11 protein-coding genes are annotated in these 14,871 nt (G+C 73.3%); 10 read left to right on the forward strand and 1 reads right to left on the reverse strand.

Going from position 1 to position 14,871, the window contains the following annotated elements:
- Nucleotides 1–104: 104 nt before the first annotated feature.
- Entirely contained in the window at nt 105–4,652 is a 4,548-nt protein-coding gene (locus tag OG884_RS22750) for an FtsK/SpoIIIE domain-containing protein (RefSeq protein WP_326635923.1), read from the reverse strand.
- A gap of 631 nt (nt 4,653–5,283) precedes the next feature.
- Between OG884_RS22750 and OG884_RS22755 the strand changes: the two genes are divergently transcribed.
- The 10 genes from OG884_RS22755 to OG884_RS22800 all read left to right on the forward strand — a co-directional run bounded on the left by OG884_RS22755 (nt 5,284) and on the right by OG884_RS22800 (nt 14,729).
- The gene (locus OG884_RS22755; RefSeq protein WP_326635925.1) at nt 5,284–5,985 is read left to right on the forward strand and encodes a hypothetical protein; all 702 of its coding nucleotides are present in this window, start codon (nt 5,284–5,286) and stop codon (nt 5,983–5,985) included.
- A 1-nt stretch (nt 5,986) separates the two neighbouring features.
- Nucleotides 5,987–6,796 (forward strand): hypothetical protein, encoded by an 810-nt coding sequence (locus tag OG884_RS22760; protein WP_326635927.1) that lies wholly within the window; start codon nt 5,987–5,989, stop codon nt 6,794–6,796.
- Entirely contained in the window at nt 6,793–8,094 is a 1,302-nt protein-coding gene (locus tag OG884_RS22765) for a CpaF family protein (RefSeq protein ID WP_326635929.1), read from the forward strand. The genes OG884_RS22760 and OG884_RS22765 overlap by 4 nt, the downstream gene beginning before the upstream one ends.
- Nucleotides 8,091–8,978, forward strand: coding sequence for a type II secretion system F family protein (locus OG884_RS22770; protein ID WP_326635931.1), 888 nt, complete (start codon nt 8,091–8,093; stop codon nt 8,976–8,978). The genes OG884_RS22765 and OG884_RS22770 overlap by 4 nt, the downstream gene beginning before the upstream one ends.
- Nucleotides 8,971–9,906, forward strand: coding sequence for a type II secretion system F family protein (locus OG884_RS22775; protein WP_326635932.1), 936 nt, complete (start codon nt 8,971–8,973; stop codon nt 9,904–9,906). Before OG884_RS22770 ends, OG884_RS22775 begins: the two co-directional genes overlap by 8 nt.
- Before the next feature lie 2 nt (nt 9,907–9,908).
- Nucleotides 9,909–10,151: a hypothetical protein gene (locus OG884_RS22780; RefSeq protein ID WP_326635933.1), complete on the forward strand. Its 243-nt coding sequence runs from the start codon at nt 9,909–9,911 to the stop codon at nt 10,149–10,151.
- A 169-nt stretch (nt 10,152–10,320) separates the two neighbouring features.
- Nucleotides 10,321–10,701 (forward strand): TadE family protein, encoded by a 381-nt coding sequence (locus OG884_RS22785; protein ID WP_326635935.1) that lies wholly within the window; start codon nt 10,321–10,323, stop codon nt 10,699–10,701.
- Nucleotides 10,698–11,105: a TadE/TadG family type IV pilus assembly protein gene (locus tag OG884_RS22790; protein WP_326635936.1), complete on the forward strand. Its 408-nt coding sequence runs from the start codon at nt 10,698–10,700 to the stop codon at nt 11,103–11,105. The genes OG884_RS22785 and OG884_RS22790 overlap by 4 nt, the downstream gene beginning before the upstream one ends.
- Before the next feature lie 191 nt (nt 11,106–11,296).
- The gene (locus OG884_RS22795) at nt 11,297–11,704 is read left to right on the forward strand and encodes a pilus assembly protein TadG-related protein (protein ID WP_326635937.1); all 408 of its coding nucleotides are present in this window, start codon (nt 11,297–11,299) and stop codon (nt 11,702–11,704) included.
- A gap of 52 nt (nt 11,705–11,756) precedes the next feature.
- On the forward strand, nt 11,757–14,729 hold the full coding sequence (locus tag OG884_RS22800; protein WP_326635938.1) for a hypothetical protein: 2,973 nt from the start codon (nt 11,757–11,759) through the stop codon (nt 14,727–14,729).
- Nucleotides 14,730–14,871: the final 142 nt, after the last annotated feature.

Below are 14,871 nucleotides of genomic sequence, written 5' to 3' on the forward strand. Positions count from 1 at the left end.
CTCTTGAACCTCCAGTGGCCGATTCTCGGAGTCGTAAACCGTCCGTAGAACTCGGACCACCGGCACGCCCGGCATGAGGTCGAGCTCGGCCGTTCTGGGCATTTTCATGTGATGGCGGCCTGGATGGGGGTCACCGAGCCCAGGGTCACCAGCAGGCCGCGCCCCGGGGGGCCGCCGACCGCGCCGCGGGGCAGCCGGACCGTGAACAGATCGCCGTCGGCGGGGCTCTGCACCGAGAGCAGCAGGCCGGTGCGACCCTTGCGGGCCTCGGCCGCGAAACCTCGGTAGGCGGTGGTCAGGTCGCCCGTGCTACCACCGATGATCATGCCGTGCTCGCCGTCCCTGCCGCTCCGGAGCACCTGTTCGAGCGCGGTGCCCAGCGGGGAGTCGGCGGAGATCAGCTCGGCGTCGTCGACGATCACGACGTAGCGGTCCTGTCCCGCGACGGCCTCGTGCAGGTCGCCGTTCGCGTCCAGCACGGCCAGCACGCCCGGGGTGTCCACCAGCGTGCACAGCGGGCTGCGCCGGGGAGTCACCAGGACCGTGGGGGTGCCCTGGGAGAGCAGCGAGTGGGTGGCGGTCAGCAGTGCCGTGGACCTGCCGGACCTGGGCGGCCCCGCGACGACCGCGCCGGGGCCGTGGGCGAGCAGGTCGACGCCGAGCGGGGCCAGCGAGTCGCCCCCGGCGCCGAACAGCGCCCACAGCGGCGACGGCGGCCGGAAGGAGGGCACCAGATCCAGGACCTGCGCCGCGGTGACGCGCATCGGCAGCGCGTCCACCCGCATCGGCGGGTCGGCGGTGATCTCCGGTGCCGAGCGGGCCAGCGCCTGGAGCGCGGCGACCTGCGCCGGTCCCGAGGGGTCGTCGCAGAGCAGCGCGATCTGGCTCTCGGTCATGCCGTGCTCGCCGGTGGACAGCGCGCGGCCAGGGGCGAGGGTCGTGGGCAGGTCCTTGACGGGCAGCCCGGCCAGGCCGTAGTCGGAAGGGTCGGCCAGCCGCAGGATCAGCCGGTCGTCGAAGACCGTGGAGATCTGCCCGAGCAGCACGGACCTGTCGCCGGTCACCACGGCCCGCAGCCCGACCGCGGGACCCTCCCGCAGCAACTGCATCAGCGAATCGATCAGCCGTCCGTAGTCGTAGCCCTCGAACGCGGCGACGAATCCCTCCCACCGGTCGAGCATCAGGACCAGCCACGGCAGCCGAGGCCCGTCCGTGCCGGCGCGCAACTCGGCCAGCGAGGCGTACCCGGCCTCGGCGAGGAGCTGCTGGCGCCGCCCCACCTCCGCGCGGAGCCGGGCCAGCAGCCGCTCCACCCGGTCGAGCTGGTCGCGTGTCACCACGGCCCCGCAGTGCGGCATCGTCATCAGGGGCAGCAACGAACCCGAGCCGCAGTCGATCGCGTGCAGGTGCACGTCGTCGGGGGAGGTCTGGCCGGCGATCGCCCCCGCGAGCGTGCGCAGCGCCGTGGACCGCCCGCTCCGTGCGGCGCCCGCGACGAGCAGGTGCCCTCCCTGAGCGAGGTCGAGCGCCAGTGCCCGCCGGTCCTGTGCCCAGGGCATGTCGGTGACCCCGAAGGCCAGCGGCGGCACCTCCTCGACCCCCGCCCGGTAGGGCAGGCCGCCGGACGCCGCGGAGAGGCCGGGGACGACCATGAGCTCGGGGAGCGGTTCGAGCCAGGGGCTCGGCTGCTCCGCGACTCCGGCGACGCGGGCCGCCTCGACGAGGGCGTCGGCGAGTATGGACAGGTCGGTGACGTGGCCCCCCTCGACCCCTGCGCGCGCCGGTCTGGGGCGCCCCAGGGCCTGCCACCCGATCTCCGTCACCCGCACCCTGGTCTCGCCGCCCGAGGCGCCGGGGCTCCGGCCGCCGATCCGCGCGGTCTGCACCGCCGTCGCCGCGCCCGCGCCCGACTTCACGTAGCACCGGCCGGGAGCGGACTTGGGAATGTACGAGGCGTCCGGGCGGTCGATGACGTCGGCGGACTCGGTGGCCTCGGTGACCCGCAGTGCGATCCGCAGGGACGTGTTGGCCTGGATGTCGGCGGTCACCACCCCGCCGGGGCGCTGGGTGGCGAGGATGAGGTGGATGCCGAGCGAGCGCCCCCGCCTGGCGATGTCGACCAGTCCGGTCATGAAGTCGGGCAGCTCGCTGACCATGGCCGCGAACTCGTCGATGACCAGCACCAGCCGGGGCAGCGGGGCCGGAGGCTCGGCGCGCCCGCGCAGCGGCCTGACCGGCGCACCGCCCCCGGCGACGAGCAGGTCGCGGGAGGCGCGAGCCGTGCGGGCGTCGCGCAGTTCGTGGTAGTCCTCGATGTCCTTCGCCCCGGCCGCCAGCAGCAGGCGCTCGCGGCGGCGGATCTCGGCGGCCAGGGAGGCCAGTGCCCGCTGGGTCAGGTGACCGTCGAGGTCGCTGACCATGCCCACCGTGTGCGGCAGCCGCACGCACTCCTTGAACGCGGCGCCGCCCTTGTAGTCGATCAGCACGAACGTCATCTCGTCCGGCCTGTTGGCCACCGCCAGCGAGCAGATCAGGGTCTGCAACAGCTCCGACTTGCCCGCGCCGGTGGTGCCCGCGATGAGCGCGTGCGGCCCGTCCCTGCGCAGGTCGACGGAGAACGGCCCCTCGGGGCCCACCCCCACCGCGGCCTCGGTCGACCGGCCCCAGCGCTCGGCCAGGACCGTGCCCGAGACCGAGGGCAGCGCCAGCAGGTCGAGCAGTCGCGCGGAGCCCGGCAGGGCGAGGCCGGCGTCGTCCCGGCTGACGTCGCGGATCGGCGCCAGCGAGCGGGCCAGCCGGTCACACCAGGTGGCCGTCACCTGGTCGGCCAGGATCTCGCCGAGGTCGTCCAGGCCGCCGCCGCGCAGCCGCACGGTGCCGTCGGCCTCCATGGCGGCGACGGTGGCGCACTCCTCGGGCAGCAGCCGCTGGTCGCCGTCCACCGCCAGGGTGTAGACGCCCGCGCGGGGTCCCTGGCGCAGCACCTGGGGCATCCCCGGCAGCGCGCGCAGCACCTGCGCGCCGTCGAGCACCACCAGCACGTCGTAGGGGCGCTCGTCGTAGACGGGGGCGGCGTACGGCTGCTCGGAGCCGCCGCTTCCCAGGTCGCCCCAGCCGGCCGGAACGCGGCCGAGCTTGGCCGCGGGTCCTGCGGCGGCGTCGTCGCCGAGGCGCTCGTCGATCAGCGCGGCCAGCTCGCTCACCCGGTGGGCCGCGGCCTCGGGGTCGGCGCCGATCAGGGCCACGCAGTCCTCGCCGCCGCGCGGGGCGCAGTGCGGCAGCCACCGCACCCAACCCCAGCGTTCCTCGCCGTCGCCGTGCGCGGAGAGCACGACGATCGCCAGGTCGCGTGGGCTGTGCAGGGCGGCGGCCTGGGCGACCAGCCAGCGTGCCAGCCCGGCCGTCGTCTCCCTGGGCCCGGTCAGGCCGGCGACGCCCAGGCGGCGCATGGCCAGCGCCACCGGCACCGCCTGGCAGGTGGGCGGGGCGGGCATCGGGGCGTCGAGGGGCGCGGAGCGCTCGGGGGAGAACTCCAGGTCGGCGGGGAGATCGGCGAGGCCGACCCGCAGCCGCAGCGCGTCGGGGTCGTGATCGCGCCGCTCCCAGAGCCGCCGCCGGGGGCCCGTCACGGTGAGCAGCACCTCGGCGGGGTCGGGCGCGGCGGCGCGGCGGGCGGTCTCGTCGTCGGCGCGGGCGCGCTCCACCGCCGCCTCGAAGACCTTCAGCCGCTCCCGGTACTCCTTGACCTGCTGGCGGTACTGCTTGCGGCCGTGCCGCCGGTCGCTCCACCACTGGCCGATCATGATCAGCGGTGTCATGAGCGCGAACAGCAGGAAGTACCACGTATTGAGTGCCCAGGCCATGCCGATCCCCAGCGCCGCGGGCAGGAACGCGGTCAGCAGTTGCAGCCGCATGGTCTCGGCACGCCTGGGCTCGGCCGGGACCTCGAAACGCCGCGCGCCGCCCGGCGGGCGGAACCTGGGCGGCCGGTTGTAGGCCAGGCCGCCGTCCGGCTGCGCGTCCAGGTGCGCGTCGGGCGGCTCCACCGCCTTGAGGGTCAGCACGGTGCCGCCGCAGCTCAGCAGGGCGTGCTCGGGCCAGGGCAGCGGACCTTCCAGGGGGTCGCGGTCGAGCAGGGCGCCGGCCACCTCCCCCGGTTCCACGGTGATGGCGTCCGGGGTGAGCCGCACCACGGCGGCCAGTGCGGGCAGCCGGGGGTCGGACACGGCCACCGAGCAGGCGGGGTCGGAGCCGATGGTGTGCACGCCCAGGCTGAGTCGGTGCACCGACCCGGCGGCGGGCCCGCCGACCACCCGGATCTCCACGATCCCGCCGGGTTCCTCGGCGAGGGTGGCCATGGCGAGGGAGCGCTCCAGGGTGACCAGGTCGCCGTCGCGGAGCAGGCCGAGCGCGGGGGCGGTGGGGTCGAGGGGACGGCCGTCCAGCCAGAGCGCCGGGGGGTCGGCCCCGGCCGAGTCGCGGCCCAGCCCGTACGGCGCCTTGCTGCGTGTCAGCCGCACCACGTTGCTCGGGCGCTCGCCGCCCTGGCCCGCGAGTGACTCCGCGAGCCGTGCCACTGTGGTCGTCTCGTCGCCCTCGACCACGACATCGCGGTCGGCGTGCTCGCTGAGCACGGTGAGCATGATCCGCATTGACGCTCTCCTCGGGTCAGGCCCCGGATCCACCGTACAGAGTGGAAACGGTCTCCGAGAGGGTGTTCGCGGCAATCTCATGGCTCGCGACCCGGTATGTGGAAAACATCCCAGCCTGTGGATAACTCCCCGGAAGTGGCGGCTACTTATGCCGTTTTATGGGGATATTTGATGATTTATCGGCTCCTGGGGTCGGCCTGCCTGTCGTGCGGGGCTGTGGAAAACCTGTTCGGAGAACCGGGGGGCGGCGGGCCGCGCCCGGATGATGTGGCCATCTTTCCAGGGTTCCACATTGTGAACAGGTCCAGGGCTAAGCGGGGCGCACACCCCCGCGAGCGGCGAAGTGAAGGAGGGGGTGGGGGCCGGAATGAGGTAGGTAGAGGTAGATAGAGGTAGGTAAACGCTGGGACGATTGGTGTAAGAGTTAATTACCGTCCTTATCACCTAGATAAGTGTTCCGTCATCTAGCGAAACCGCCATGTTCTTCTGAAGTGGCGTTGACAGACGTGTTCCTATCAAACGAGCATGGGTTCTGGTTTTTGTCCGGCAGCCCGTCGGCATGGTGCGCATAATGGCGTAAATTCGACCAGTAGTCCCCATACTTATGATCACTCTGGGAGTCCCCCTACCCATGAGGACCAGTGAGAAGCCAACGGGCCGTGTCCCGGTGAACGCCGAGCGCCAGTCGTCGGCGGGCACTCTGTCCGGGCCGGCGTCGCGCAAGCTTCCCGTGCCCCCACGCGAGCGCAAACCAGCTCTCGCCGCCCTCGCCGTCCTCCTCATCCTGGGCGGCGCCCTCGCCACCACCCTGCTCGTCCTGCGCAGCGGCGATCGTGTCTCGGCGATCGCCGTCTCCCAGCAGATCGGCGCCGGCCAGCAGTTCACCGAGGCGATGCTGAAGGAGGTCCAGATCGCCGACACCGGCATCGGCTACGTGGCCTGGTCCCAGCGCGCCCGCGTCGCGGAGAACTTCGCCCGCGTCACCCTCATCCCGGGAACGCTCCTGACCCGCGAGATGGTGGTCTCCTCCAGCAGGGAGCAGGGCCCCGGCAAGGCGCAGGTCGGTCTCGCCCTCAAACCCGGGCAGTCACCGGGCACCCTGGAGCGCGGAGACCGGGTCCAGGTCGTCTATGTGCCGAGCAGGGGTGGCGGCGTGGGCCAGGAGCGGCGGGTGCTGGCGCAGAGCGCCCTGGTCCACCAGATCGGAACGCCCGGCAGGAGCGGCGCGAACGGCCTGGTCACCATCATCGTGGACAGTTCCATCTCACCGGAGGTCGCCGCGTACGCCTCCACCGGTGAGATCGCGCTCGCCGAGTTGCCGGGAGCGCGCTGACGTGGCGCTCATCGTGCTGGCCGCGGACAAGGGCGCGCCCGGCGTGACCACGGCGGCCACCGCGCTCGGCGCCATCTGGCCGCGTCCGGTGCTGCTCGCCGAGTGCGACCCGGCGGGCGGCGATCTCGCCTACCGCCTGCCCGCGGCCGACGGCGGCGTGCTCAACCCGGCCAGAGGCCTGCTCACCCTGGGGGCCACGGCCCGGCGCGGCCTGCACCCCGAACAGATCCACGAGCACACCCAGAAGATCATCGGTGGTCTGGACATACTGGCGGGGCTGACCCACGGCGAGCAGGCGGCCGGGCTGACCTGGCTCTGGGGCCCGCTCGGCCGGGCACTGGCCACGATGCCGGGCGCCGACGTACTGGCCGACTGCGGACGCCTCGGCGGCCACCCGCAGCTGGCCGAACTGACCGCGGAGGCCTCGCTGGTGGTGCTGTTCACCAGGGCGAGCCTGGACCACGTCGCCCACCTGCGAGAACGCCTGCAGATCATGCCTCGCGAGCCGCAGGTGGGCGTGGTCGTGATCGCCGACCCCCGGCAGTACCGCACGACGATCGAGGAGGTCCGCAGGATCGTCGTGGGCACCGGCAGGAACCTCGCCTTCGTGAGCGGGCTCGCCCACGATCCCAAGGGCGCGGAGCTGCTGCGCGGCCAGTGGGGCGGGCGCCTGGACCGCTCCCTGCTGATCCGCACCGCCCGGGAGCTGGGCGGCCGCCTCGCCGCCCAGGTCAGCGCTCCCGCCCAGGTCGGCGCTCCCGAGCCGGTCGTGGGCGTGCCCGTCGAGCCGCCGAGCGGAGCCAGGCCGTGACCATCGACCACACGCTGGTGAAGCGCTTCCGGCAGGACGTCGGAGACAGGCTGGCCCACCAGCGCCGCCTGGACCAGGCCAGCGGCCTGCAGCCGATGACCGGCGAGGACGAGCGCCAGTTCGCCCGCGCGCTGATCGCCCAGATCCTTGAGGAGTTCGCCCGTGGCGAGATCGGCGTCGGCAGGACCCCTCCCACCGCCGAGGAGGAGGAGGCGCTGGCCGCGGGAATCCACGCGGCCCTGTTCGGCGTCGGCCGCCTCCAGCCCCTGCTCGACGACCCCGAGGTCGAGAACATCGACATCAACGGCTGCGACCGGGTGTTCGTCGGCTACGCCGACGGCCAGGAGCTCATGCGCGACCCCGTGGCCGAGTCCGACGATGAGCTGGTCGAGCTGATCCAGATTCTCGCCGCCTACAGCGGCCTGTCCAGCAGGCCGTTCGACACCGCCAACCCCCAGCTCGACCTGCGCCTTCCCGACGGCTCCCGGCTCTCGGCCGTGATGGACGTGACGGTCCGCCCGTCCATCTCCATCCGCCGCTCCCGGCTGGGCAAGGTCTTCATCAGCGACCTGGTGGGAAACGGCAGCCTGACTCCGGAGCTGGGGCGTTTTCTGGCGGCGGCGGTGGCGGCCAGGAAGAACATCATGATTTCCGGTTCGACCAACGCCGGGAAGACGACGCTGCTGCGCGCCCTCGCCAACGAGATTCCGCCTTCCGAGCGGCTCATCACCGTCGAGCGCGCCCTCGAACTCGGCCTCGACCAATTTCCAGAACTACACCCCAACGTGGTCGCCTTCGAGCAGCGGCTCCCCAATTCCGAGGGCCAGGGCGAGATCACCATGGCGGAACTGGTCCGCCGCTCCCTGCGCATGAACCCGTCCAGGGTGATCGTCGGAGAGGTCCTCGGCGATGAGATCGTCACCATGCTCAACGCGATGACCCAGGGCAACGACGGCTCACTGTCGACGATTCACGCCAACTCCTCGATGGAGGTCTTCAACCGCATCGCCACCTACGCGCTCCAGGCCACGGAGCGCCTGCCGATCGAGGCCACCCACATGCTCATCGCGGGTGCGATCGACTTCGTGGTGTTCATCGAGAAGCGCAACGACTACGCGGTGGGAGGCAGGCTGCGGCGTTTCGTGTCGAGCGTGCGCGAGGTGGCCGGGGTGGACGGCAGGGTGCTCTCCTCGGAGGTGTTCGCCACGGCGCCCGACGGCCGGGTCGTGCCGCACGCGCCGCTGTCGTGCCTGGAGGAGCTCGTCCACTTCGGCTACGACCCGGGAGGCTGGACATGACCTCCCTACCTCAGGGCCTGTTCGACCCGCTGGTGCTGCTGGCGGGCATCGCGGTCGGCGCAGGGCTGTTCCTGCTCGTCGTCGCCCTGTACGGGGTGCGCCCCCGCCCGTCGGCCCCCGGCAGGAAGGCGGGCAGGCGCAAGTTCCTCCGCGCCCTGTCCACCCGGACCGCGGTGGGGGCCATAGTCGGGGCGGTCGTGCTCGTGGTGACCGGGTGGCCGGTCATGGCGGTCGGAGCCGTGCTCCTCGCCCTGGCCTGGCGGGGCCTGTCCGGCGGCGCCGCGGAGGAGCGGACCGCGATGCGACGGCTGGAGGCCCTGGCCGCCTGGACCGAGTCGCTCCGCGACACCATCGCCGGAGCGGCCGGACTGGAGCAGGCGATCCCGTCCTCGATCCGGGCGGCGGCCCCCACGCTCCGCCCGCACCTGAGGTCGCTGGTCGACCGCCTGCACACCAGGATGGCGCTGCCCGACGCGCTCAGACGCTTCGCCGACGAGCTCGACGACCCCTCCGCCGACCTGGTCGTGGCCGCCCTCATCCTCAACTCCAAGCTGCGCGGTCCCGGCCTGCGCGACGTGCTCGGCGCGCTGGCCGTCTCGGCCCGCGAGGAGCTCGACATGCGCCGCCGGGTCGAGGCCGAGCGCCGCTCCACCCGGCGGAGCGTGCAGATCGTGGTCGGCACGGCCATCGCCTTCGCCGTCATGCTCGTGGTGTTCAACCCCTCCTATGTCGAGGAGTACGACAACGCGCTCGGCCAGGCCGTGCTCGTGGTGGTCGCCGGGCTCTTCGGCGCCGGGTTCGCCTGGATGCGCCGCCTGGCCCGCTTCGACAAGCCCGCCCGCCTGCTGGGCCTGCCTTCCGGGGGTGAGGTGTCCGATGACTGAGGCACTGCTGGCGGGCTCCGTGCTTGGGATGGGCCTGTTCCTGCTGTTTCGAGCCCTGTTCCCCGCCCGCCCCGGGCTGGTGACGCGGCTGCTGGCGCTCGATGCCGCACGCGAGGGCACCGACGCGCCTCGCGCCCGGCTCATCCTGCCCGACGAGGAGGTCAGCGCCTTCCGCCGCGGCCTGGGGGAGCGGATGGCCCGTTTCTACGCGGCCAGGGGCTGGGAGGCGCGCTCCGCCAGGGCCGACCTGGCGCTGCTCGGCAGGTCGTTCGAGGGTTTCCTGGCCACCAAGGTGCTGCTGGCGGTCTCCGGGCTGCTGGCCTTCCCGCTGCTGGTCGGCTGGCTGGTGCTGATGGACTGGGGCATCTCCGTCACCGTCCCGCTCTGGGCGGCGCTCGTGGTCGCCGGGGTCTTCTTCGTCCTGCCGGACCTGCAGGTCAAGCGGGACGCCGCGCGGATGCGCCGCGACTTCCGGCACGTCGTCGGCTCCTTCCTGGATCTCGTCGCGATGAACCTGGCGGGCGGGCGAGGGGTGCCCGAGGCGCTGATGATGGCGGTCTCCGTGGGCAGCCCAGGACCCGACGAGGAGGGGGCCAACTGGGCGATGTCCCGCATCCGCCAGGCGCTCGGCAACGCCAGGATCGTCGGCATCACCCCCTGGCAGGCCCTCGGCCAGCTCGGTGACGAGATCAACGTCGACGAGTTGCGCGACCTGTCCGCGGCGCTCGGGCTGGTCGCCGACGACGGTGCCAAGGTCCGTTCCTCCCTCACCGCCCGCGCCGCGACCATGCGCCGCCGCGAGCTGGCCGAGATCGAGGGGCAGGCGGGTGAGCGTTCCCAGTCGATGCTCGTCGCCCAGCTCCTGCTCTGCGCGGGTTTCGTGATTTTCCTGAGTTTTCCGGCCGCTATGAAGATGTTGGGGTCCTGACCATGCTGAGCCATCCGTGGATCACTTACGCGACCGCCGTTCTGAGCGTCCGGATCGAGAAGGCGCGCAACGCCCCTACTCGGGGGGCCTCCGCCGTCGAGTGGGTCATCATCACGGCCATCATCGCCGGGGTGGCGCTCGGCCTCGCCACGCTCATCAAGAGCCTCGTCGAGGGAAAGCAGGCGGAGATCTCCAGCCAGTTCGGCGGCGGGGGCGGCGGGGGCGGCGACCTTGGAGACCCGTGACCGTGAGCGGGGCCGCCCCGGGAACGGGGGGGCCGAGCCCGGCCGGGACGGCGGCCGGAGTGATGAACGCGGCGCCACAGGACGTGATGTCACGGGACGCGGTGCCACGGAACGCGGTGCGCGTTCGGCCACGCGCAGACGAGGCCGGGGCGGTGAGCGCGGCGCCACCGTGATCGAGCTGGCGATCATCATGCCGGTGGTACTGGTCGTCATCCTGCTCATCGTGCAGTCCGCCCTCTGGTTCCACGGGCGCCAGATCGCCGACGCCGCGGCCAGGGAGGGGGCGCGGCTGGCCCGGGTCGACACCGAGTCCTGGCAGCAGGACGCCGAGTCCCGCGCCCAGGAGGTGATCCGGACCGTCGGCCCGAAGCTCCTGGAGGGCGCCACGGTCACCGCCTGGGCGGAGGGCGACCAGCGGGGTGTCGAGGTGACCGCCTCGGCGGTCCAGGTCGTCCCGCTGCTGCCCTCCACCACGTTCACGGTCACCGCGCGCTTCGGCGGTCCCGTCGAGTGCTTCCGGCCCGACGACGGAAGCGAAGGATGCGAGTGAACCCTCGGATTCCCGCGGCCGGGGACGATCGAGGGTCGCTCAGTGCCGAGACGGTGCTGCTGGCCCCGGTCTTCCTGCTGTTCCTGCTGTTCCTGGTCGGCGCGGGAAGGGTGGTGGAGGCTCAGGGCGAGGTCAACGGCGCCGCGAGGGACGCCGCCAGGGCCGCCTCCGTCGAGCGCACGCTGGCCGACGCCGAGGACGCCGCGGCCGAGGTGGCCCGCGCCGCCCTGTCGGGCGAGTGTGAGCCGGAGGTCAGCCTGGCCGGTACGGACTGGCAGGAGGGCGGCCGGGTCCACGCCCAGGTGACCTGCTCCCTGGATCTGGAGTTCCTCGGTTTCGGCGCCGCCAAGGAGATGAAGGGCGACTCGGTGGTCCCGCTGGAACAGTTCCGGAGAGTCGAGTGAACCTCGTGAACCCACCCTCGCGGTGCCGGAGCCTCCCCCGCCCGACGATGGCATGCCCGACGATGGCATGCCCGACGTCCGGGCACTCGCACGCTCCGTGTCGCCTCGCACCCCTGCCCGTGGCGTACCGGACGTCCGGGCGTCCGGCGTGTTCGGGCGCGGGGAGAGGACGCCACGGCGAGCGGGGGTCGATGTCGATCTTCACGGTGATCTTCTCGGTGGTGGTGTTCCTGCTGGCCGGGCTGCTCGTGGACGGCGGGGCCGCCATCAACGCCCGGCTGCGGGCCGCCGACGTCGCCGAGCAGGCAGCCAGGGCCGCCGCGGACCAGATCGACGTCGAGCACCTGCGCGCCACCGGCCAGGCCCGGCTGCTGGGAGAGGGGGAGGTGTGCGCGAAGGCCGAGGAGATCGTCTCCGCCCACGGCTCCGGCGACGTACAGCTCACCCAGTGCGCGCTCGGCGGCGCCCAGGCCGAGGTCACCGTGAACGTCTCCGTCACCTGGAAGGCGTTCTTCCTGGCCGCGTTCGGCTTCCCCGGCTCGGACATGGAGGCCCTGGCCGCGGCGGGGCCGGACACCGGGGCAGACCAATTGCCGTGAATTGCCGGCCCACCGGTTGACCGACGACGAATCTGGACGAGGAGGGAGACGAATGCCCACGCGACAGCCCGTGCGTATCAAGGACAGGCGCACACCGGGAGACCTGCTGGCGGGCCTCGGTGCGCTGATCGTCCTGGTCGCGCTCATCGCGGGGGTCCCCTACGCCCTGTTCCGGCTGGCCGGGCCGCCGCTCCCGGCCGAGCTGCGCGACCTCGACCTGCTGACCAGCCAGGTGGGCACGAGCACGATCGTCGCGATCCTCGTGCTGCTGGTCTGGCTCGCCTGGCTGCAGATGGTGGTCTGCGTGCTGGTCGAGATCTACGCCGGGCTGCGCCGGGTCGGGATGCCGGCGCGGGTGCCGTTCTCCGGGGGCACCCAGATGTTCGCCAACCGGCTGGTCTCGGCGGCCATGTTGTTGTTCACCGTCTCGGCGGTGGCCCTGCCGATCGCGAAGCTGACCAGCCTGCCGCCCGCGACCTCCGCCATCGTCTCGACCGGGATGTCCACGGCGTCGGCCCCGACCGCCGCCGAGCGGGCGGAGCTGGAGCCGGTGCAGAAGGCCAAGAAGGTCTACGTGGTGCAGCCGCCGCACGGCCGCCACCACGAGAGCCTGTGGGAGATCGCGGAGAAGTGCCTCGGTGACGGACGGCGGTATCCGGAGATCTACCGGCTCAACCAGCACAGGGAGCAGCCGGACGGCAGCCGTCTGCGGATGGCCGACCTGATCAGGCCCGGCTGGGTCCTGGACATGCCGGACGACGCGCGCAACGTGCACATCGTCCCGGCGTCCCAGCCGCGCGACGACACCCTCAAGGACCACCCAGGCAAGCCCGCCGAGCTGGACGGCCGTACTCAGGCCCTCACCCCGGGCGACGCGGACCTTCCGGCGGAGCCCGCACCCGAGATCTCCACCCCCGGCGAGAGGTCGGACGCGGACCGGGCACGGGAGACCGGCCGGGGACAGCAGGGGCGCCACGATGCGGCCCAGCACCGTCCTGACACCGCCGCCGAGCGCGGCACCCACGACCCACGCCAGGTGCCCGCCCCCAGCCCGGCCGCCGAGCGCGGCCCGGACACGGCGGCCACCAACGCGCCGGGCACCGGCGGGGCCAGGGCCGAGCGGCAGGACCCCGGCGCGGCGGACCCGGGAGCGGCGGTGGCGGGGCCCGCGGAGAACGGGCAGAACACGGGGCAGAACACCGGCCTGGAGATGCTCGACTACCTGGCCGGGGCCTCGCTGGCCGCGGCGGGGCTGCTGGTGGCGCTCGGCCGCAGGCGCAGACGGCAGCTCTGGCACCGGGCGTTCGGGCGTCGGATCACCCGGCCAAGGGACGACGCCGCCCAGGCCGAGCTGGCGCTCAGGCTCGGCGCGGACGCCCCCGGCAGCCGGATGCTCGACGTCGGGCTCCGGCTGCTGGGCAGGTCCCTGGCCGCCCAGAACCGCGTCCCGCCCACGGTCTACGCGGCCCACCTGTCGGCGCAGACCCTCGACCTGTGGATCCACCCGCCGGACCCCGACGCGCCCGCGCCCTGGGCCGCCCACGACGGAGGCCAGGTCTGGCGGCTTCCCGCGCACGAGGGCCGGATGCTCGACGAGCAGGCGCTCGCCGACGCGCCCGCGCCGTACCCGGGGCTGGTCTCGCTCGGCTCCAGCGGTGAGGGCCGGGTGCTCGTCGACCTGGAGGCCGCCCACGGTCCGATCAGCATCGGGGGCACGCAGGCCACCGCCGCTCTGGCGGCGCTCGCCGTGGAGCTGGCGACCAACCGCTGGTCGGACCGGATGCGCGTCACGCTGGTCGGCTTCGGCGAGGAGCTGACCGTGATCGCCTCCGATCGGATCAGGTATGTGGGCAGCCTGGCGGAGATCCTGCCCGAGCTGGAGGCATCGGGAGGAGGCCGCGGTCACGGAGGCGAGGTGCTCACCGGCAGGATCCACGGACGCGCCGCCGACCCGGTCTGCACCCCGCACTACCTGCTGTCCGCGATCGCCCCCACCGAGGAGGAGGGCCGCCGTCTGGCGCTGCTCGCCAGGAAGGGCGTCAGGACCGCCGCCGGATACGTCATCGCGGGCGACGTCCCGCACGCCACCTGGAACTGGACGATCACCGAGGAGGGCCGCGCCGAGGTGGACGCGCTCGGGTTCGACGTGGCCGCGCAGCTGCTGCCCCGGCGGCAGTACCGGGCGCTGATCGAGCTGTTCCTGGCGGCCGAGCGGCTGGAGGGCGAGCCGCTCGCCGACGAGCCGGAACCGGTCACCCAGACGCCCTCGGTCGAGGTGCGGATCCTCGGCCCCGCCGAGGTCGCCGGCCCCTCGCCGATGGAGGAGGGGCGGGCGGTGATCGCCGTCGAGCTCGTCGTCTACCTGGCGACGCACCCCGGCGGCGTCCACCCCGTGGTGCTCGGCGGCATCCTCTGGCCGCGTGGTGTGCAGGCGGTCGTCAGGGACGCCACGATCGCCAGGGTCGTCGCGTGGCTGGGCACCGACAGCCAGGGCCGGCCCAACCTCTGCACCGACGAGTCGGGGCGGCTGCGGCTCGGCCCCGAGGTGCGCACCGACTGGATGCTCTTCCGCGACCTCGTCCGGCAGTCGCACGCCAACCCCGGCGGCCGTGCCGCGCTGCTCGATCGGGCACTGGGCCTGGTACGGGGGCCGCTGCTGAACGGCCGCCCGCGGGGCCGCTACGCCTGGCTGGCGGCCGACGACCTGGAGTACAACGTGACCGCGGGCGTCGCGGACGCCGCGCACCGGCTCTGCGAGGTGCGGCTGGCCCGCGGCGAGACCGACCAGGCGGTGGCGGCGGTACGGGCCGGGCTGCTGCTGGCCGCCGACGACGAGGGGCTCTGGCGCGACCTGCTGCGGGCCACGCATCTCACCGACGACCCCGTCCGCCTGCGTGCGGTGGCCGACGCCCTGCACCGGCGGGCCGCCTCCCACCCCTACGGCGGCGGGATGGCGCCGGAGACCGAGGCCCTCATCGACGAGCTGCTGCCCTCGTGGCGGATGCGCTCGGCCCCGACGGCATGACGGGCCCGGCGGGCCCGGTCCGCGAGCCGGGGGTCACGCGGGGGCGCGGCGGGGCCGGTGCCGTGCCGGAGGGGCACCACGGGGGTGGTGGCGTGGCGGTCCGCGGTGGGAGCAGTGGCGTGGTGGGCCGCCGGGTGAGGGG

Origin of the sequence: Streptosporangium sp. NBC_01755, assembly GCF_035917995.1 — a bacterium.
Lineage (GTDB): Bacteria > Actinomycetota > Actinomycetes > Streptosporangiales > Streptosporangiaceae > Streptosporangium.